15 protein-coding genes are annotated in these 19,284 nt (G+C 70.2%); 5 read left to right on the top strand and 10 right to left on the bottom strand.

Features of this window, described 5'->3' with window-relative positions:
* Positions 1-8: 8 nt before the first annotated feature.
* Complete coding sequence (locus LXT21_RS10340; RefSeq protein WP_254037949.1) at positions 9-2,480, bottom strand: MASE1 domain-containing protein; 2,472 nt, start codon at positions 2,478-2,480, stop codon at positions 9-11.
* A 193-nt stretch (positions 2,481-2,673) separates the two neighbouring features.
* Between LXT21_RS10340 and LXT21_RS10335 the strand changes: the two genes are divergently transcribed.
* On the top strand, positions 2,674-2,895 hold the full coding sequence (locus LXT21_RS10335; protein WP_234068031.1) for a DUF5683 domain-containing protein: 222 nt from the start codon (positions 2,674-2,676) through the stop codon (positions 2,893-2,895).
* A gap of 63 nt (positions 2,896-2,958) precedes the next feature.
* Here the strand turns inward: LXT21_RS10335 and LXT21_RS10330 are convergent, their stop codons facing one another.
* The 4 genes from LXT21_RS10330 to LXT21_RS10315 form a co-directional block, all read right to left on the bottom strand.
* Positions 2,959-3,846, bottom strand: a complete 888-nt coding sequence (locus LXT21_RS10330; RefSeq protein ID WP_254037948.1) for a hypothetical protein — start codon at positions 3,844-3,846, stop codon at positions 2,959-2,961.
* A 160-nt stretch (positions 3,847-4,006) separates the two neighbouring features.
* Positions 4,007-4,519, bottom strand: coding sequence for a hypothetical protein (locus tag LXT21_RS10325; protein ID WP_254037947.1), 513 nt, complete (start codon positions 4,517-4,519; stop codon positions 4,007-4,009).
* Positions 4,520-4,649: 130 nt separating this feature from the next.
* Positions 4,650-5,201: a hypothetical protein gene (locus LXT21_RS10320; RefSeq protein ID WP_254037946.1), complete on the bottom strand. Its 552-nt coding sequence runs from the start codon at positions 5,199-5,201 to the stop codon at positions 4,650-4,652.
* Positions 5,202-5,276: 75 nt separating this feature from the next.
* Positions 5,277-5,879, bottom strand: coding sequence for a putative glycolipid-binding domain-containing protein (locus tag LXT21_RS10315; RefSeq protein ID WP_254037945.1), 603 nt, complete (start codon positions 5,877-5,879; stop codon positions 5,277-5,279).
* Between the two features lie 145 nt (positions 5,880-6,024).
* Here LXT21_RS10315 and LXT21_RS10310 point away from each other — a divergent pair, with 145 nt between their 5' ends.
* Entirely contained in the window at positions 6,025-6,807 is a 783-nt protein-coding gene (locus LXT21_RS10310; RefSeq protein ID WP_254037944.1) for a helix-turn-helix transcriptional regulator, read from the top strand.
* Positions 6,808-6,809: 2 nt separating this feature from the next.
* Here the strand turns inward: LXT21_RS10310 and LXT21_RS10305 are convergent, their stop codons facing one another.
* The 4 genes from LXT21_RS10305 to LXT21_RS10290 all read right to left on the bottom strand — a co-directional run bounded on the left by LXT21_RS10305 (position 6,810) and on the right by LXT21_RS10290 (position 9,515).
* A complete protein-coding gene (locus LXT21_RS10305; RefSeq protein ID WP_254037943.1) occupies positions 6,810-7,469 on the bottom strand; it encodes an HAD family hydrolase in 660 nt (219 codons plus the stop codon).
* 84 nt (positions 7,470-7,553) lie between these two features.
* Positions 7,554-8,132 (bottom strand): ExbD/TolR family protein, encoded by a 579-nt coding sequence (locus tag LXT21_RS10300; protein WP_254037942.1) that lies wholly within the window; start codon positions 8,130-8,132, stop codon positions 7,554-7,556.
* Positions 8,133-8,156: 24 nt separating this feature from the next.
* Positions 8,157-8,645 (bottom strand): ExbD/TolR family protein, encoded by a 489-nt coding sequence (locus tag LXT21_RS10295; protein ID WP_046716648.1) that lies wholly within the window; start codon positions 8,643-8,645, stop codon positions 8,157-8,159.
* 129 nt (positions 8,646-8,774) lie between these two features.
* Positions 8,775-9,515 carry a MotA/TolQ/ExbB proton channel family protein gene (locus tag LXT21_RS10290; RefSeq protein WP_046716649.1) on the bottom strand — a complete coding sequence of 247 codons (741 nt, stop codon included), beginning with the start codon at positions 9,513-9,515 and terminating at the stop codon, positions 8,775-8,777.
* A gap of 324 nt (positions 9,516-9,839) precedes the next feature.
* On the opposite strand from LXT21_RS10290, the gene LXT21_RS10285 reads away from it, so the two are divergent.
* The 3 genes from LXT21_RS10285 (at position 9,840) to LXT21_RS10275 (ending at position 17,365) form a co-directional block, all read left to right on the top strand.
* Positions 9,840-10,715, top strand: coding sequence for a GspE/PulE/PilB domain-containing protein (locus tag LXT21_RS10285; protein WP_254037941.1), 876 nt, complete (start codon positions 9,840-9,842; stop codon positions 10,713-10,715).
* A 452-nt stretch (positions 10,716-11,167) separates the two neighbouring features.
* On the top strand, positions 11,168-12,256 hold the full coding sequence (locus tag LXT21_RS10280; protein WP_254037940.1) for a bifunctional methionine sulfoxide reductase B/A protein: 1,089 nt from the start codon (positions 11,168-11,170) through the stop codon (positions 12,254-12,256).
* Between the two features lie 216 nt (positions 12,257-12,472).
* Positions 12,473-17,365, top strand: coding sequence for a hypothetical protein (locus LXT21_RS10275; protein ID WP_254037939.1), 4,893 nt, complete (start codon positions 12,473-12,475; stop codon positions 17,363-17,365).
* Positions 17,366-17,381: 16 nt separating this feature from the next.
* Here LXT21_RS10275 and LXT21_RS10270 read toward each other — a convergent pair whose 3' ends face one another.
* Entirely contained in the window at positions 17,382-19,280 is a 1,899-nt protein-coding gene (locus LXT21_RS10270) for an ATP-binding protein (RefSeq protein WP_254038527.1), read from the bottom strand.
* Positions 19,281-19,284: the final 4 nt, after the last annotated feature.

The raw sequence follows: 19,284 nt of genomic DNA, 5'->3' as shown, positions 1-19,284 counted from the left end.
CGTCGTCCTCAGTGACGCACGCCGCCCGCGCGGGCCACCACGGGGGCGTGCTCGGCCTCCCGTGCGTCGAGCGCGTCCAGCGCGGCGTCCACCGACGCCATCAACACCTCGGGCCGGACGGGCTTCTCCAGCACCAGGTTCTGCACCGTCTCGATGAAGCTGCGCGTCTCCGAGGTGTACGCCCCACCGGAGATGAACACCACGCGCTCGATCAACTCCGGCGCCATCACCTCCAGGCGTCGGAAGAGCGCCGCGCCGTCCACCTCCGGCATCTGCAGGTCGCACAGGATGACGTCGAAGCGGTTGCCCGCCGCCACCAACGCGAGCGCATCCTGACCTCGCGTCGCGGTGACGACGTCGTGGTAGGGCTCCAGCAGCAGCCGCATGGACTGCGCCAGCCGGGGCTCGTCGTCCACCACCAGCACCCGACCCCGCCGTCCCGTCGAGGGCATGGGCGGCTTGCCGCGGGACACCGGGCGCGGCGGCACCTCCACCTGCACCGGCGCCGCTGGCAGGTACATGGTGAAGACGCTGCCCTTGCCCTCCTCGCTGCGCACCTCCAGGTCACCTCCGTGCGTGCGGACGATCTGCTGACAGATGGCGAGCCCCAGCCCGGTCCCCTCTCCCGAGGCCTTGGTGGTGAAGAAGGGCTCGAAGATGCGCGACATCACCTGCGGGGCGATGCCCACGCCCGTGTCCACCACGTCCACGCGGGCCCGGCCCGTCACGTCCGTGCTGGTCCGCACGCGCACCTCGTGGAGGCTCGGGTTGCCCTCGGGCACCGCCTGCATCGCGTTGACCAGCAGGTTGAGCAGCACCTGTCCCAGCCGCGCCTCGCTGCCCAGCACCTTGGGCACCGGACCGAACTCCTCCACCAGCCGCGCGCGGTGGCGCAGCGCATGGCTGATGATGCGCACCGCCGGAGGCACCAGCGCGTTGAGGTCCACCAGCGAGCGCTCCTGGTCCCCCTGACGGCTGAACACCTGGAGGTCGCGGACGATGAGGCGGATGCGCTCGGCGCCCTCCAGCGCGCCGCGCACGCTGGCCTGCACGTCCCGCATCGCCATCATCCCGTTCTCCGTCAGCGCGCGCGAGGCGGACTCCAGGTTCAGCACCAGGTAGGCCAGCGGGTTGTTGATTTCGTGCCCCACGCCCGCCGCGAGCGTCCCCACCGCGGCCACGCGCTCGGCCGCCACCAGCCGCGCCTGCAGCTCCTTCGTCGCGGTGATGTCGCGGTGGGTGGCCACGAAGTGGGACACATCCCCGCCCGTCGCGCGCACCGGCGACAGCAGCACCTCCGTGGAGACGATGCGGCCGTCCTTGCGCGGCACCGTCACCTCGACACAGAGGGACTCGCCCGCCTGGAGCGCCGCGTGCACGCGCTGCGACAGCCTCGGGTCCTGGTCGCCGTAGAGCAGGCACGGGTCCTGGCCCACCAGCTCCTCGGGGGGCTGGCCCAGCAGCATGCTCAGCGCCTCGTTGGCGAAGACGGTGCGCAGCTTGCTGGGGCCCACCACCTCCGCGATGAAGACGCCCTCGTGCACGCCGCGCACCGTGGTGGCGAGCAACTGGAGCCGCTCCACCGCGCGCCGCCGCTCCTCGCTCGCCGCCGCCAGCAGCTGGCCCGTCACCGCGTTGATGACGATGAAGAGCTGGAGCACCAGCAGGTCCTGCGCCACGTTGCCCGAGGAGAACGGGCCCTGTCCGCGCACCGTGCCGACGATGGCCACCGAGGAGATGGCCAGCGTCGCCAACGCCGCGCCGCGCGGTCCGAAGCGCAGCGCCGCCAGCGCGGAGATGGGGAACAACAGGAAGCTGGCCGCGTGCGCGAGCCCCGGCTCCGAGTTGCGGAAGAGGAAGATGCCCACGCCCAGCACCGCCGTGAGTCCGGCCAGCGCCAGCGCCTCACCCAGGCGGGCGGGCCATGCGGGGCGGCTGAGCAGGAGCAACGGCGGCGCCACCACGAGCACGCCCATCATGTCCCCCACCCACCACACCCAGACGGCGTGGCCCATCTGCTCCCACGGCAGCGCGCCGCCCCAGTACAGGCACAGCGGCCCGACGAACGAGCTGACGCCCGTGCACACCGCGCCCGCGCCCACGCACAGGACGACCACATCACGGATGCGTGACAGGCCCGCGTCCATGCGCAGCCGCCGCGTCAGGAGCGCGCCGAGCACCATCGCCAGCGTGTTGCCCGTGGACACGCCCAGCACCACCGGAAGGGACACTCCCGTCGACAGGGTCGCCAGACAGGCGCCCAGGAAGACTCCGGGCCACAGCACGGGTCCGCGCAGCACCAGTGCGGCCAGCGCGACACCCGTGGGGGGCCACACGGGGCTGACATTTCCACCCACGGTGGCCAGGGAGAGGCCCAGCCGAGCGACGGCGAGATACACGCCGGCCAGGACCAGCATCTCGACGAGATGCCGCCCGCGAAGCGCGCGCGCGCTGGCTCGAATCAGCCCGATGATGACCATCCCCCCGGAAAGCCCGTCCGCCGACCCGACGGGTTCACAAAGTGGGTCCATGGTAGCGGGCCGGGACCGGTATTGCACCTTCCCCTCGTCGAGCAGGGCAGGCAAGCGTCCAGGAGCCGATAGGTGGGGCACCCCGCCGGATGCAATGGCTCCGGCCTGTGTGCGTAGGGAAGAGCAAGGAGGTACCAAGACGATGTCGCGTCCCGGAATCGCAGCCCTGCTGTCCTTCCTCATCCCAGGTGTCGGGCAGATCTACAACGGGGACATCCTGCGCGGTGTCTTCTGGCTCATCATCACCCCCGGCTTCTGGATTGGCACCGGCGGATGTCTCGGCTGGGTGTGCCACATCATCTCCGCGGCCACGGCCCACAACCGCGCGGAGGACAAGGAGAAGTACCGCGTCACCGTCGTCTAGCGGCGTGAGATGCGGGCTCGCGCGGGTCGGTCGTGGGGGATGGCCGCCCCGCGTTTCTTTTCATCAGGACAGCATCAGCAGGATGAACAGCGGAATCGCGGCGACGAGCAGACCCACGCCAAGCGCCAGAATCTGCTGCACGAGGAACAGGTCCTCCAGCCGCTCCACGAGCGCGACCTGCAATCGCTCGATGGCCAGCGACTCCAGCTCCCGCACCGCGGTGGCGCCGTCCGGCGACGCGACCACCGCGCGCACGGCGATGGCGCCCAGCACCCGGTAGGACTGCTCCATGAAGAAGCGCTCCAGCCCCCCCAGTCGCGAGGCGGCGGTGGACGGCGACGAGGGCCCGCCCGCGCGCTCCGCCACCGACTCCTTGACGGCTCGGAGCAGCTCCTTGCGGCTCAGCGAGCCCTTGTTGCGCAAGCGGCCCGCGAGCTGCTGCGCGGCGGGCTTGATGACCGCGTAGAGGTAGCCGAGCCAGCCGCGCTTCTCCGCCTCCTCGCCGAGCCGGGAGGCGCCACCGTGGAGCATCATCGCGTAGCCGCCCGTCACCGCGAGCGACAGCGGCATGAGCAACAGGCTCAGCATGTCCAGCCAGGGAGGCCCTCGTGTGCTTCCGAGCCAGAGGGGCGCCAGCACGAACGCGAGCGCCAGCGCGAGCCCGGCGCATCCGAAGATGAAGAAGCCCTTGAGCGCGCCCCACAGCCCCGAGCCCAGGAGCGAGAACGTCAAGCGGAGCACGGGCCAGAGGTTCGAGCGGGCCACGGTCGCCACGCTTCGACGCGGCCCCTCGGGAGTCCCTGCTGTCAGGCCATCGCCGCGGGACGCGTGCACGACGACCGGGGCATTCGCCGGGACCACCGCGAGGTCGACGGGCGTTGCGTGCTGCTCGCCCTCGTCGTCCACCGTGCGCGGCGCATCCGCGGCCTGGGACTTCGTCGTCGGGCTCACGTCACGCGCCCCCGGACACGAAAGCCCGTGCACGGCGGCCTCGCTCCCATCCTCACCCCGTTCCCACGGCTCCGACCCATCAAGCGACGCACCTCACGGCCCCATCGTAAAGGCCAGGGAGGGGCCGCGAAAGCCACCCCTCGTGAACGAGGCCGCGAGCTCAGAACTGGGTGATGGCGAAGGTCGTCACGCCCCGCACCTCGGTGATGCCAGGGCCGAGCAGGCAGCTCACCACGTCGAGCGCAGGGTCGACGACCACCTCCGTCGCGAGGTTCCCCGCGAAGGGCCCCGACGCAATCGAGCCGACGAAGACGAGCACCGTCTGCCCCCCAGTCCGAGTGAGGATTCGGGTGAAGCTGATGACACTCGACTCCCCCGTGTTCCAGTCGATTTTCAGCGAGCCGGTACCGACAGGCTCATCGAGCAGACAACTCGAGGGCAGTCCCGTGGCGAAGAACGAGTAGGAGCCCGAGGAGACAGGCGCGCCTGGGAGGCACTCGATGCTCCCCACCGAGAGGATGTCCGTGGGCCGGGTCACCAACGTGAGGCCAGGATTGTATGTGCGGACCGCCGTCCCCGTGCACGACAGGAGTGGCGACTGCGCCAGGACCGTGGCGGGCGCGACCAGCGCGGCGAGACAGACGAAGAGTCGAAGCAAGGAGAAGGCATTCATGTGCGGGACCTCCAGCAAGGGAGCGCCACTCGAGCGGGCGCTCCTTCCTGAACGAGTCCAGCGCGGAACCACCGCCCGCGGGTACCCCACCTCCGCGGACGGCGTCCGCCCACCGACGTCCGCATGGGACTCAGGTGCAGTGGACTCTGCGACGCGCGTGCATCTCCTGCGTGAGCCGATAGGAGGAGCCGCCATCCTCCGACATGAAGCCGCGCCAGAGGAACGAGTCGTCGGTGACGGCGGTGAACATCCAGCGCAGCGGCTTGCCGTCCATGTCCTTCCCCTCGATGTGGATTTCATCCCCGACGGGACGACCGACGAGGGAGACGAGATACCCCGCGGTGGCGCCCATCCACACGACCCGCCACGTCCCCTGCTCCGGGATGAATTGACGCAGCGACGTGCCGATGCGCCGCGCTCCCACGGAGGCACCGAGCCCCTCGGGGTTCGGATAGATGAGCACGTCCTGGATGACCCGTCCGTCCAGGACCCACGAGAAGGACCACTCGCCGGGCTGGCGGTAGGTCTGTCTCCCGGTGGCGTCGAAGAACGCGACGTCCACGTCCCAGGCGCCGATGAAGCGTCCGAACAGGGCGAGTGAATCGGCCAGCGCGGGCAAGGGGCCTTCCGCGCGCAGAAGCTCCACGGCCCGCTGCGAGAGCGATGATTCGGGCTGCGACATGATGCACGTCTCCCGTGAGGAGCCGAAGTCACCCGGCGCCCCTGTGAATGGCATTGCGTTGTTGGAACAGGGCGCTCAGCGCGAAGCGGAGCTCACGCGCACCCACGCGGGCGGATAGCGCGTCACCAGCCCGAGTTCATCCGTCTCCACTTCCGAGGTGAAGCGGCCACCACCACTCTCGTAGCGATAGCGCGTGGAGGACAGGCGCGTGTAGCGCTGCGGCAGCTTCTCCAGCGACAGGTCCGGCATCCGCACCCACGCCGCCACCACGTCGCTGCCCTGCCCCACCTCCAGCGACAGCCGGCGGATGGGCAGCGTGTTCGTCGACGGGGAGAAGGCCAGGTCCACGTCCGTGCAGCCCGCGAACTGGACCACCTCCTCGTCCCCTCGCCACCAGCGCAGCCCAGCGTCCACGCGGAGCTCGAGCCTCCGCGAGACACCCGCCCCGCGCAGCGCGACGTGGACCCGACGCGTGCGCCACCGCGTGTCACTCTCCACGAAGTACTCCGCGAGGAAGGGTGTCCCCTCCCGCGTGAGCACCACCGAGCCCGCCAGCGCCCAGCCGTCATGCAGTTCGTGCAGCTCGGCGTATTCGCCACAGGGCTCGTCTTCGCGCGTCCATTGCCAGGCACGGACGCAGCGGCGCGAGGACTTCGAGAGAAGGTCCAGGTCGTTCATGGGGTAGCTCGTGGAAGTGAGGTCACCCTAGGGAACCGCGGCGGCGCCGTCTTACACATCCTTGCTCCCACTGTTCGTGAGCACACGGAGGCCGGACCGCTTGCCCGCGCCTCGGGCGACGCGCCATGTTCAGGACATGCCGCGCATGCACGCCTCGCTCCTCTACAGCGCGCCGGACCTCCAGCTCGCCCGCGTCACCTGCGACGGGCACGACGGCCCCAGGCCCCGGGAGGAAGGCGTGGACAGCGAGCGGCTCGTCCTCGCGCTGCACGGGCGCTTCCAGTACCGCGACTCACGGACCCGGGCCGTGGTGTCCCCAGGTGTCGGACTGAGACTCGGTCCCCAGCGGCCCTGTGAAATCCGCCATCCGCATGGCGGCGGTGACGCCTGTCTGTCCGTGCGAGGAGCATGGCTGCGTCACGCGTCGCACTCGGAGGCATCGACGCTCGTCGTCAGCACGGAGGCCTACGTCCGCATCCAGGAGATGCTGGCCCACGTGGCGCGCGGAGAACCCGTGGAGCGCGTCCAGGTGGAGGAAACCCTGGGGCTCATCCTCACGCCTGGCGAGCGAGGCCCCCTCACCGTGAGCCCGCGCGAACGGGACATCGCGCACGCCATCGCACACGAGGCCGCGCTCCACTTCGACGCGCGAGTCTCCGTCGAGGCGCTGGCCGCGAGCGCGGGTGTCTCCGCGTTCCACGCCTGCCGCGTCTTCCGCAAGGTGACGGGGACGGGCATCCACCAACACCTCCAGGAGGTGCGGCTGCGACACGCGCTCGCCCTCCTGCTGGACACACGGCTGCCGCTCGCGGACGTGGCGCTGGAGGCGGGCTTCGCCAACCAGGGCCACCTGGGCAATGCCTTCCGACGTCGCTACGGACAATCACCGGGCGCCGCGAGGAAGGCCCGGTCCATCTCACCGGAGTGACTTCACCCCCGCGCCGCGCGAAGCGCCGCGAGCAGCTCCTCCGCCGTGGTCGCCACCGCGCGCGCTCCATTCGCGTGCAGCTCCGCCACGTCCCGGAAGCCCCACGTGACGCCCACGCCGTACATCCCCGCCGCGCGCGCCGTCAGCATGTCCACCGCCGTGTCTCCCACGAAGCCGCACACCCCCGCCTCGACACCCAGCTCCGCCGCCATGCCCAGCACCGCCGACGGGTCCGGCTTGCGCGGGATGCCGGGCCGCTCGCCATACACCCGGGCGAAGGCAATCCCCGGCAGGAGCCGCTCCACCAGCCGCTTCACGTAGCTGTCCGACTTGTTGCTGAGCACGCCCATCACCGCGCCATCCGCGCAGAGCGCCTTCAACATCGCGAGGATGCCCGGGTACGCCGCGGTCCGGTCGAAGAGGTGCTCGTCGTAGTACGCCCGATAGGTCTCCAGCACCGGCTCCACCAGGTCCTCACGACCCGAGGGCACCGCCCGGCGCGCCAGCTCCCTGACTCCCTCACCGACGAAGCGGCGGTAGTCGGCCTCCGGATGTGTGGGCAATCCATGGTGCGCGAGCGCATGGTTCATCGCGTCGGCGATGTCGCCCAGCGAGTCCACCAGGGTCCCATCGAGGTCGAAGAAGACGGCACGAAGCTGCATGGGATGAGGTCTCCAGACAAAACGAAAACGCCCCGGCCACGGTGGGCCAGGGCGTTCGAGCCGACAGCTCGAGGATGCGCGTCGCTAGTGCGTGGCCGCCGCGGTGGCGCTCCCGTCCGAGGGCGCCACCGTCATCACCGCGAAGTTGATGTTGTTGTAGCCCGCCGTGGCGCAGCTGAACATCACCCGCTTGATGATGGCGTACTCCACATCCTTGTGCGCCTGGATGTTGATGTCGCCCTTGAACGTGTTGGCGTCGTCGTTCGCCATCGCGTGCAGGTCCTCGAACTGCTTCTTCATGTCCCGCAGCTTCTCCTCCAGCGCGGGGATGTTGAGGTACTCGTCCTTGGAGAAGTCCTCCACGCGTCCGACGATGGTGCCGGAGACGCTGACCTGGTCGCCGGAGACCATGACGACGGGGTGCATCTCCACCTCCGCGACGTTCACCGCCTCGGGCAGCTGGATGTCCTTGGTCATCATCAGCACCTCGCCCGTCGCGGAGAAGTTCGCGATGAGGAAGAGCACGATGATGACGAACATGTCGACCAGCGGCGTGATGAGCAGGTCGGCGTAGCCGCTGCGCTTGCCGTGCGCGCCGTGTCCGAACACCTTGGAGTGCTGGAGGCGCTTGCCGTACCGCTTGCCTGGAACCTTGATGGCCATGACTGGGTGTGGCTCCGTGCTCGGCTAGCCCATCGCCGCGGACACCGACACCTGGGGCAACCCAGAGCCGATGCACTCGTCGATGATACGGACCAGGTCCTCGTAGCGGACCTTGTCCTCGGGCTGAAGGGTGATGGCCGTCTGGTCCGGCAGCTGCGCCTTCAACTCCTTGAAGCGCGCCACCAGCTTGGACAGGTCCGTCTTCCCCTTGCCGTCCTTGGTGAGGGGGATGGGGTCGAACGTGCTCTGGTCCGCCGACAGCCGAAGCTCCGTCGGGGTGATGAGCAGCGTCAACTGAACCGTCTTGGTCTCCGTCGGGGGCGGCTCCTCCTCCGTGGAGGGACCTCCCGCCTGGGACACCTGGAGACGACCAATCTGGGTCCAGACGGCCGTCATGATGAGGAAGCTGATGGTCACTGCCATCAGATCGATGAAAGCGGTCAGGTTGATGGCGGTATCGAGCGGCTTCTTGCCGCCTTTACCACCTTGACCTGTGTCCATTCCGCCGGCCATGGCGTTCTCCTCCTAAGGCCCCGCGCGGTGAGGCGCGGCAAGAGACTGAAAGGGGCGCGCCGTGTGTCCCCACTCATGGGGACAGGACAGCGCGCCCGGGTCGCGGGTTCCCCGAGCGGGGCGCCCGACTCAGTCGTCGTGGTGGTCCCGAGCGGCGGGGACGTTCAGGTTCTTGAACTTGTCCTTGTTCGCCACGATGAGGTTGAGCACGGAGACGCTGGTCTCGTTGATGTCGTTGACCAGCGACTGGGTGCGACCCATCAGCACGGAGAAGGCGATGAGGCACGGGATGGCCGTCACCAGCCCGAAGCCCGTGCAGTTCATGGCTTCGGAGATACCGTTGGCGAGAATGGTCGCCTTGTCGGCCGGGTTCACGTTGGCCACGGCCTCGAAGCAGGAGATGAGACCCGACACGGTGCCGAGCAGACCGGCGAGCATGGCCGCGTTGCCGAGCATCGCGAGGTAGCCGGAGCGCGCCTCCAGGCGGGGCGTCTCGCGCAGGGTGGCCTCGTCGAGCGCCGCCTGCACTTCGTCCTGGCCCTTGGGGACGTTCATCAGACCGGCCTTGATGACGCTGGTCAGCGGCGTGGACTTCTGACCCGCCACGTAGTTGATGGCCTTGTCCAGGTCACCCGCGTAGATGTGCTTCTTGAGGCCGCGCAGGAAGGCTTCCTTGTTGATGGAGGCCTTGCCGAACAGCACGATGGTTCGCTCGACCATGATCGACAGCGCCACCACGAGGCACGCGGCGATGGGGTACATACCCCACTGACCGGCCTCCCAGCGCTTGGCAATCTCTTCGAAGAAGCCCCGCTCGGGGCCCCCCGCGTTGGCGAGCACGGCCAGATTCGTCAAAAACCCCAGGTTCATCGCGTCTTGCCTCCACGGCGGCTCGGCCCGGCGCTCCCGGACCTTCCAGAACCTGTCGCCCCCCCGGGCGTGCGCCCCAGTGATTGGGCGGCAGGAATGGATGTTGAAAACGGTGGTGCCGACTTTAGGAATGGCTGTCTGGGGTGTCAAGGCAGGGGGCCCGCCGTTAAGTGCTGAAATCTCACAGGAATTTTGCGCTGGAGTACCCCTTGCCAGCATGGACTCCAGGCAGCAATGCGGGCCAATTCCGGGGGCTTCCCAAGAACGAGCGGTTGTGTCTGCGGGCGCTTTCGACCCCGGGGGGCGCGTGCTAATGCCGGCGGCATGGCGAGGAAGCGCATTGGCGAGCTGCTCCTGGAGCAGCGGGCGATCAGCGTCGCGCAGCTCGAGGCGGGGCTTTCGGCCCACCGGAAATCGGGCCAGCGGTTGGGAGCGACACTCATCGCGCAGGGGGCGATCACCGAGGCGACGCTCGCGGGGGCGCTGAGCCAGGCCCTGGGGATGCCGCAGGTGGACCTGGCGGCGGTGACGCCCGAGTGGGCGGCGGTGCACATGCTGCGCGCGCGGTTCTGCGAGCAGCACGACCTGTTCCCCATCGCGTTGGAGAGCGTGGGCGGGCGCCGTCAGCTCGTCGTCGCGATGAGTGATCCACTCAACGTGCCCGCGGTGGAGGAGATTGAGTTCACCACGGGACTGAAGGTGAGCGTGCGCGTGGCGGCGCTGTCGGCCGTGCGTGGCGCCATCCTGCGCTACTACCACAAGGTGCCGGTGGCGACCGCGAGCGGCGCGGCGGCGGCCCCTGCCCGGCCCGCGCCCACGGCGCGTCCACGTCCGGCGGCGCCCGCGAAGCCCGCGCCGGCCACGCCCGAGGAGGATGACGAGGAGGTCATCGTCGGCGAGGAGCTGCCGCCGGGTGAGACGACCCAGCGCACGTCGTTGGCGGAGTTGATCCGCACGCGCGAGGAGCAGCGCAAGCAGAAGCGCGAGCAGTCGGCGGCGAAGCCCAAGCCCGCGTCGAGCGGCGGCGTGCTCGATGACCTGGACTACCTGTTCGGCCAGGCGCGCGAGGACCCGGACCGCGTCGAGGAGCTGGAGCGGAAGTTCTGGGCGCTGATGCGCATCATGGCGCGCAAGGGCCTGCTCACGAGCGAGGAGTTCAGCCGCGAGCTGGATGACGAGGACAAGCCCCAGCAGGGCTGAGCCTCCTCGGTGTTCCGGGTGCTGGCGCGGGTCTCGCGACAGCGCTCACATGCGCCGCGCAGGTTCGCGCCTCGGGCCAGCCTGCATCGATGGCGACGCGCGTTTCGGGGAGCGTGGCACGACGGGCTCGGGACGACCGCGGTATCGCGCGAGACAGGAAGCTCCGCGCCGCAGGCCCATCCCTTGAGTGAAACAACGCGCCCCTTGCACCACGCGTCTCGCGGGCATGCGTGGCGCGGCGGGCTCGGTCGTCCGCCAGCTGTCCGGGGCGCCCTCGACACATGTGTCGCCACGGCTGAAACCGACTTCGGGCCCCGTGCGTAAGGAGAACAGAACCCCCGCGCGTCGCGGCGTCACCAGAAGAGGTCTGCGCCATGTCGTCCACCCTCGTCGTCACCTCGCGAGCTCCTCGTCGCGCTTCAGCGAGCGCTTCGCGAAGCCTGTGGTTATGCATGGCGTTCGCGGTGTTCGCGGCGTGCACCCAGGCGAGCGGCGCGGCCTCGGGAGGTGGCGCGCTCGAACCGGGGACGCTCGCGGTGGCGAAGGACCCCCGTCACTACGAGAAGCCCTCGGACGCGGAGCTGCGTCGCACGCTCTCCCCTGTCGCGTATCAGGTGACACAGGAGGCGGCGACCGAGCCGCCGTTCCGCAATGCGTACTGGAACCACCACGAGGAGGGGCTCTACGTCGACGTCGTCACCGGCGAGCCGCTGTTCTCCTCGCGCGACAAGTTCGACTCGGGCACGGGCTGGCCCAGCTTCACGAAGCCTGTGGACACCGCCCGCGTCGTGGAGAAGCGAGACGAGGGCCTGGGCATGGTCCGCGTCGAGGTCCGCTCGAAGGCTGGCGACTCGCACCTGGGACACCTGTTCGATGATGGCCCGCGGCCCTCGGGGCAGCGCTACTGCATCAACTCCGCGGCGCTGCGCTTCGTGTCGGTGAATGACCTGGAGAAGCAGGGGTACGGCGAGTGGCTCACGCTGTTCGGTCGCAAGCCCACGAGCGCCGCGGCGCCGAAGGTCGACGTGGGCAAGGCGCTGGCCGCGTCCGGTGTCACCGAGACGGCGCTGCTCGCGGGCGGCTGCTTCTGGGGCATGGAGGACCTGCTGCGCAAGATTCCGGGCGTGCTCCAGACAGACGTCGGCTACACGGGCGGCTCGCTGGAGCGGCCCACGTATCAAGACGTGAGCACGGGCAAGACGGGCCACGCCGAGTCGGTGCGCGTGGTGTTCGACCCCAAGGTGCTCAGCTACGAGACGCTGCTGGAGCAGTGGTTCTTCCGCATGCACGACCCGACGACGCTCAATCGTCAGGGCAATGACGTGGGCACGCAGTATCGCTCCGCCCTCTTCGTGCTCTCCGACCGGCAGTGGCAGGTGGCCGAGGCCGTGAAGGCCCGCGTCGATGCCTCCGGGAAGTGGAAGCGCCCCGTCGTCACGCAAATCGTCCGCGCCGGCGAGTTCACTCCCGCCGAGGGCTACCACCAGGACTACCTGGTGAAGAACCCAGGCGGCTACACCTGCCATTACATGAGGGACTGAGAAACACCGCGCCCACGAGGCCGCTCGCACGCCCCCTGGAGCTGGGGAAAGCGTGAGAGCACTTCGCGACTCAGGCTGGATGTTTCATGACCCGCCGGGCAGGCAAGGCGAGGTGGGTGCAAGTGCGGCTATGCTGGGTGGATGATCTGCCCAGTCTGCGCGCGACTTCGCGACGGGGCATCGGGGGAGCCATGCCAGGAATGTGGCAACACCCTCGTGCCCGTCACCGAGCCGCACTTCGAGGCCCTCGTCAAGGCGACGCTGTCGCGACACATCGTGTCCTGGCGCGACGGCGCGCTCATCGATGAGTCGACGGCGCTGCGGCTCGAAGGAACGCTGACCCCGGTCATCATCGAGACCCCGGTCGTCACCGCGCCCGAGGTCATCCCCGTCGAGCCCATCGCGCCGCCGCTGGACTCCGCCGCGCGCGTGGAGGCCTGGGCGGACGGCGTCGCCGCGTCGGTGCGAGGCTCGGAGGGTTGGACGTGGGGTTGGGCCGGAGCGCTCGCGCGCTCGTTGGACACCGCGGCGAAAGAGGAGCGTGAGCAGGCCGCTCGGCAGAAGCACCAGGACCGCGACGCGAGCGAGGACGACCTGGGCTCCGCGCTGGGCTCGGGACAGTCGCTCTTCGCGCGGGATGCCTCGGGAGCGCTGGGCGGCGGGCTGGAGGCCATGGTCGCGCTGGATGCGGAGCCCGCGAGCTCCGCCCGGCTCAATGATTTCATCTGGTGGTTCCTCGGCGCGGTGCTGGTGCTGGGCGGCTCGCTCATGGGCGTGCGCGAGGCCTGGCAGGCGTTGGGAGGCGTGCCCCGGCAGCTCCTCGTGACGGGCGCGCTGTGGGGCTACCACGCGGGCTTCATCGCGCTGGGCGTGTTCCTGTCCCGCCGCTCGATGCCCGTGGGCCGGGTGCTGTCGGGCATCGGGCTCGCGCTGTTGCCCGTGGCCTTCATCGCGCTGTCGTCGCTGGTCGGTCTGTCGACGATGGTGGGGATTCCCGTGGCGCTGGGTGTCGCGGCCATCGGATGGGTGCCGCTGCGCTCCGCGGGCAGGTTGCTGTACGGAACCTCCACGTCGGCGCTCGCGCTGGCCCTGCTCCCGTCGCTGCTCGCGGGTCTGCCGTTGATGGGGCTCGACGATGCGCCGTGGGCACGTGTGCTCTGCGCATCGGTGGGCGTGGTGGCCCTGGGTGCCACGCTGTGGCGAGGGCGGGCCGCGAAGGACGCGAGCACGGTGTTGGTGTCCGCCACCGCCGCGCTCTATGGCGCGCTCTGGTTGGCCGTGTTCGCCGTGGCGAGCGCCCCCTCGGGCTTCGACGCGATGGAGCCGGGCGGCGCGCTGTTCGCGGGCATGACGCTCTGGACGCAAGGGCTCGCCACGGTGCTCGCGCTGGCCGCGACCACGGAGTTCGCGCGGGGGACCCATCCCCGATTGAGCGCCGTGGTCGAGACGGTGGCGCACGCGGTGCTGTCCGCCGGAGCGCTCGCGGGCGCACTGGGTGCGTTCACGCTGGGCGCCGGAGATGACCTCCAGGTCGCCGCCGCGTCCGCGCTCGCGCCCGTGGTGGCCGCCGGAGTCTTCTTCCTGCTCGAGTCGCGACGTCGGGCCCTGGTCCATCCGGCGGTCATGGCCACACTGCTGGCGGGTGTGTTGGTGGCTCGCGTCGTGATGCCCACGGACGCGGGCTGGTGGGTGTTCGGCGGCGCCGTGGCCGCGTCCGGGTTGCTGTTCGCCTCACGCGGGTTCGCGGCGGCGATGCTGAGCGTCCGGATGCTGACGTGGAGCCTCGTCGCCTCGGTGGCGGCGATGCCGCTCGTGGCGCGCTTCGAGGGCGAGAGCACGCCATGGCCGCGTGTCCTGACGGGGCTGTGCATCGCGTTGACCGCGCATGTCACGGGCGGCTGGCGCTGGCGCGCGCTGCACTATCTGGGAGGCATCGCCGCGGTCTTCGGCGCGTTGGCCTTCGTCGATGGAACAGCGGGGCTGACAGGCGAATGGAGCCGACTGGCTGTCTTCGCGCTCCTGGCCACGCTGTACGGTGTCGCGGGCCGCGCGCAGCTCGCGTGGATGCGGCCGCAGGCGCCCAGGGATTTGCTGTTGCCGTTGGATGACCTCTCGCTGGTGTTGGCTTCGGCGGGCGTGGTGCTGGCCGTGGGTGCCGCACCGGTGGTTCCCGAGCTGCTCTCCGGACTGCCCGGTGGGGCGTGGCTCGCGCTGCCCACCGCGTGGGCGTCCGGGTGGCTCCTGCTGCGAGCCCGTCAGGATGAGTCCCGGCTGGTCACCCTCCTGGCGGCGCTGGGTGTCTCGCTCGTCGTGTCCCAGGTCATGGGGACCACGTGGGACTTCGAGTCGGCGCGGGCGGCGCTCCTCGCCGCGTCCGTGGCGCTCGGCTTCGCCCTGTTCGCGGCGCTGCGGCCTCGCGTGCCCGTGGTGACCGACGGGACTCCGTCTCCGCGAGGGTTCTGGGGACGGAAGGTATTCGACCTCGCCCCGCTCCCGCTGGGAGCGCGCGGGCTGTCGCTCTTCACGGATGGCTTCGCCACGGTGGCGCTGGCCCAGGTCATCATCGCGACCCTCACGTTGTCGCACTGGCTGACGATGCCCTCCGACGCGGAGCGCGCGCTGTGCCTGCTCGCGGGAGGGATGCTCGTCGCGGTCGCGCTGCTGGCCTTCGTGTCGCGTGGGTTCGTGGACTGGCAGCTGCGCGGCACGGTGGTGGCGCTGGCGGCGATGGGCGGCTTCATCGCGCTGACGGCCATCCTCAACCGCGCGGGTCGTCCGTTGCCTCCGGACATCGTGGCGATGCGCCATCCGCTCGTGGGAGTCGCGCTGTGGGGTGTGGCGCTGGCGACGCGGCGCTTCGGACCGTGGGTGGCGGCGCGGCTGGAGAAGCCGTCTCACGGGCCGCACTACCACCTGGTGCCACACGTGGGCGTCCTGGCGCTCGTGTTCGTGCTGCTCAAGGGCGCGGTGCTCGTCGGCCTGCCGGACCCGTCTCGCGCGCTGGGTATCATTCCGCCGCTGATGGTGCTGGGCGCGGCGACGCTGATGTTGTTGCTCGCGCGCTCGTTCCGCGCGGTGCCGCTGGCGAACGTGGGGTTGTACCTGGGGATTCCGGGCGCGGCGCTCTGGGCGGCACGACAGGCGCTGCTGGGGCCGTCGCTCGTGTCGCTGGCGCCACCGGATGGACAGTGGGTGCGCGCGGGCGCGGAGGGTTACCACTGGCTCCAGGAAGGCGCGTGGCTGGCGCCTGGGGACACGTTGTTCCTGCTGTGGCAGCGCGCGTTCGTGGGCGTCGCGGCCGTGGGGCTCGTCTATGCCGCGGCCTCGATTCGAGGGCTGCCCGAGGCCTTCCGGCACCTGCTGCACCGCCGCGCGGTCACCACGGTGGTGCTCGTCAGTCTGGCGGCGCTCTTCCAGCCCGGGCTGATGGCGGCGGGGCTGGTGTGCGCCACGGGTGTGGTGCTGTTCGTCGGTGGCGCGCGCGCGCGGGGACGCAGCGTCCTCGGCGTGAGCATCCTGCTGCTGGTGCACGCGGCGGCGCATCGAGTGCCCATCCTCGAGGCGTGGCCGGGTCCGTTGCTGGCGCTGGTGGGGCTGCTGGTGGTGACGGTGGGGCCGTGGGTGGTGGCGCGGCGTGGGTTGCCCGAGGGTCCGGCGCGTGTCCGTATCCAGCAGGCCATGATGGTCTACCTGGTGGCCGGTGGGCTGTACGCGCTGGCGGTGAACGGCGACACGTCGCCGACGAATGCCGCGCTCAACCTGCTCGTCGAGGTGTTCACCGGCCTGGGCGGCTCGTGGATGGTGTCGCCGGCCTTCGCGGTGACGCTGGCGGTGTCCTCGGCGGCGGTGATGGTGGCGGCGCTTCGCTGGAAGGGCGCGTTCGCGTCACTCGTCGCGGCGGTGGCGACGGGGATGGCGGGAGCCACGGTGGTGGCGTCGGCGATGACGTTCTTCACCCTTCGCGCGAGCTTCTCCGGTCCCTGGCTGGGTTACGGCGACCTGTTCTCGGTGCACGGCGCGGCGCTGGCGCTCGCGGCCTCGGGAGCGGTGGCGGCGATGCAGGCGGCGCAGCGGTGGACGCGGGCGCGACGGCCGGACATCGCGGGCGGGATGACGTGGGGGCGTGACGCGTGGCTGGTGACGAGCGGGCTGATGCTCGCGCTCTTCGCCGTGGTGGGACAGCCGTCGGACGAGGCGTTGAGGTTGGCCATCGCCGCCATCGGGCTGTCGGTGCTGGTGGCGCTGCACTGCGCCTGGGTGGAGCACACGGGGCGGCACGTGTACTTCGTGCAGCTCGCGGTGGTGGGCGTGTACGCGATGGTGCGGGCGCTGTACGCCTCCGGGCTTCGGGCCGAACACGACGCGCTCTTCGCGCTGGCGCTGGGCTTCGTGTTGGTGGGCGTGACGGTGATGGCGCGGCGCGCGGGGGTGAAGCCGGTGGAGGCGGCGACGCGCAGGTTCGCGGCGGTGCTGCCCCTCGGCATGGCGCTGGTGCTGCCGGGTGAGGCGACGCGGGAGGCGGCGCTGCTCGCGGGAGGCTCGGGCCTTCTGTACGCGGCGCTGGGGGCGGTGGAGCGCAGCCGGATGTTCGGTGCCTTCGCGGCGGCGGCGTGCAACCTGGCGCTGCTCATCGCGGCGTTGGCGTTCGGGCTGGAGGGGCTGGAGATCTATCTGGCGCCGCTGGGCCTGTTGCTGCTGATGCTGGGGCAGCTCTTCACGGAGAGCCTGCCGCACGCGGCGCGCAACACGGTGCGCATCCTGGGGGGGCTGCTCTTGTACGTGCCGGCCGCGTCAAAGCTGGCGATGAGCGTGGGCCAGTCGCCGGACGGGATGTATGCGCTCGTCTTCGGCGGCGTGTGCCTGTTGGGCGTGGCGGTGGGCATGGCGCTGCAGATTCGCGCGTACCTGGCGTTGGGCACGCTGTTCCTGACGCTGGACGTGGTGGCGAACCTGCTCGACGCGGGCCTGAGGGACCACCGCATCGGCTTCCTGGTGATGACGCTCGCGGGCCTCACGCTCATCGGCGGCCGCATCCTGACGACGATGAAGCGTCAGGAGTGGGAGCTGCTGGTGCGCAAGGTCCGCGTGGAGCTGCGCGGCTGGGACTGAGGCGAGGCCACCGCTGTCACTCCACGGGCAGCGGCAGTCTCACGGAGAACGTCGTGCCGGCGCCCACGGTGCTCTCCACCGTGAGCCGGCCACCGTGGTTCTCCACGATGCCCTGGCAGATGGACAACCCCAGGCCCGTGCCCTTCCCTTCCGGCTTCGTCGTGAAGAAGGGCTCGAAGATGCGCTGCAGGTGCTTGGGGTCGATGCCCGTGCCCGTGTCGCGCACCGACACCACCGCCTCCTGCCCCTCGCGCCGCGTCGACAGCACCACGGAGCCGCCCGGCGGCATCGCGTGACACGCGTTGGTGATGAGGTTGACGAACACCTGCACCAGGTTCGCCCGCACCGCCGACAAGGGCGGCAGCTCCGAGTACTCCCGGTGCACGCTCACCCGCGCCTGCGCCACCACGTGCTCACAGAAGCCCACCGCCATGTCCACCACGGCGTTGAGCTGCACCCGCTCCGGCCGGTCCTGCGCCGGCCGCGCATAGCTCACCAAATCCCGCGTGAAGCGCAGGATGCGATGGCTGCTCTCCAGAATCTTGCGCAGCTTCTCCTGGTCCGCCGGGTTCGCCCCCGGCGTCGTCCGCGAGCGCTGCAACAGCGCATCCGCGTACGTGGCCACCGCCGTCATCGGGTTGTTGATTTCATGCACCACGCTGGCCGCGAGCTGGCCAATCGACGCGAGCTTCTCCGCGTGGATGATGCGCTTCTCCAGCTCCTTCACCACCGTGATGTCCTGGCCGATGGCGATGACTCCCTCCACCTCGCCATGGTGCGCCAGCATCGACGACGTGGCGAAGGACACCCGCACCTCGTGGCCCTCACGCGACAACAGCCGCGTCTCGAAGCTGTTCACCGACTCGCCGCGAATCGCCGCCGCGATGACCTGGGACAGCCGCAGGTGCTCGCTCTCCGGCACCAACCAGAAGATGTCCTTGCCCAGCACGTCTTCCTTCCGGAAGCCCGTGAGCGCGCTCAACGCCTGGTTGAACACCACCACCTGCTTGTCCCGGTTGGCGACCAGGATGAGCGCGTTCGCCTTCTCCAGCAGGTCCTCCAGGTACTTGCGGACGAACGTCAGCTCGTCGATGAGCTTCGCGTTCTTCACCGCCACCGCCACCTGGCTGGCCAGCTGCAACAACACGCGCTCGTCGTGCTGCACGTCCGCGTCCAAGCCCTCCGGGTACTCCATGTTGATGGCGCCGAAGAGCTGCCCGCTCGCCACCAGCGGCGCGCTCACGCCATGCGTGCTCCCGACGAAGAGCAGCGGCACCTCGCCCAGCACCGTCACCCGCCCCGGTGGCAGCGCCGCGCGCCCCAGGTTCAGCTTCTCCACCGCGCGCTGCAACAACACCAGCGGCTCGTGCGCGCCCTCCTTCAGCCGGCCCTCCGCGTAGAGCGACGTCAGCCCGCCCGTGCGCGAGTCGGTGATTCGGATGCAGAACGAGCGGCTGGGGAACAGCTCCTTCACCCCACGCGCCACCGCGGCGACCAGCTCCTCCTCGCCCCCCACCTCCGCCACGCTGCGGCCCAGGTCCAGCAGCACGCCCTCCGTGCGCGCCTGCTCGAGCAGCGCCCGCTCCGCCACCACCAGCCGGTTGCGCGCCAGCTCCGGGTCGATCCTCGCCCGCACGGCGACCACGTCACCCCGCCGCGACAACGTCACCACCGCGCCCGGCTTCCCGGCGAACGGCAGCTCCACGTCGCAGCTCGAGTGGTCCACCGGCACGCCCACCGTCGACAGCGTGTGCGCGACGTCCTCCACCGTGACGTGGTGGTCCGCGCAGAAGCGGTGGAAGGCCTCGTTGACCGCCAGCAGCCGCAGCGTGGGGTCACACAGCGCCGCGGGCGCGTCGAGCGCCTCGAAGAACGCCTGGAAGGACTCGGGCCCTGGGCCGCTGGGGATGCGCATGGCG

This window comes from Myxococcus guangdongensis (assembly GCF_024198255.1).
GTDB classification, from domain to species: Bacteria; Myxococcota; Myxococcia; order Myxococcales; family Myxococcaceae; genus Myxococcus; species Myxococcus guangdongensis.
Note: the sequence above shows the minus strand (reverse complement) of the source record. Positions and strands in the feature narration are given on the sequence as shown.

Bases quoted from the DNA above. Each gene is read 5' to 3' on its own strand.
- LXT21_RS10340 (WP_254037949.1), bottom strand. From the start codon at position 2,480: ATGGTCATCATCGGGCTGATTCGAGCCAGCGCGCGCGCGCTTCGCGGG.
- LXT21_RS10335 (WP_234068031.1), top strand. From the start codon at position 2,674: ATGTCGCGTCCCGGAATCGCAGCCCTGCTGTCCTTCCTCATCCCAGGT.
- LXT21_RS10325 (WP_254037947.1), bottom strand. From the start codon at position 4,519: ATGAATGCCTTCTCCTTGCTTCGACTCTTCGTCTGTCTCGCCGCGCTG.
- LXT21_RS10320 (WP_254037946.1), bottom strand. From the start codon at position 5,201: ATGTCGCAGCCCGAATCATCGCTCTCGCAGCGGGCCGTGGAGCTTCTG.
- LXT21_RS10315 (WP_254037945.1), bottom strand. From the start codon at position 5,879: ATGAACGACCTGGACCTTCTCTCGAAGTCCTCGCGCCGCTGCGTCCGT.
- LXT21_RS10310 (WP_254037944.1), top strand. From the start codon at position 6,025: ATGCACGCCTCGCTCCTCTACAGCGCGCCGGACCTCCAGCTCGCCCGC.
- LXT21_RS10305 (WP_254037943.1), bottom strand. From the start codon at position 7,469: ATGCAGCTTCGTGCCGTCTTCTTCGACCTCGATGGGACCCTGGTGGAC.
- LXT21_RS10300 (WP_254037942.1), bottom strand. From the start codon at position 8,132: ATGGCCATCAAGGTTCCAGGCAAGCGGTACGGCAAGCGCCTCCAGCAC.
- LXT21_RS10295 (WP_046716648.1), bottom strand. From the start codon at position 8,645: ATGGCCGGCGGAATGGACACAGGTCAAGGTGGTAAAGGCGGCAAGAAG.
- LXT21_RS10290 (WP_046716649.1), bottom strand. From the start codon at position 9,515: ATGAACCTGGGGTTTTTGACGAATCTGGCCGTGCTCGCCAACGCGGGG.
- LXT21_RS10285 (WP_254037941.1), top strand. From the start codon at position 9,840: ATGGCGAGGAAGCGCATTGGCGAGCTGCTCCTGGAGCAGCGGGCGATC.
- LXT21_RS10280 (WP_254037940.1), top strand. From the start codon at position 11,168: ATGGCGTTCGCGGTGTTCGCGGCGTGCACCCAGGCGAGCGGCGCGGCC.
- LXT21_RS10270 (WP_254038527.1), bottom strand. From the start codon at position 19,280: ATGCGCATCCCCAGCGGCCCAGGGCCCGAGTCCTTCCAGGCGTTCTTC.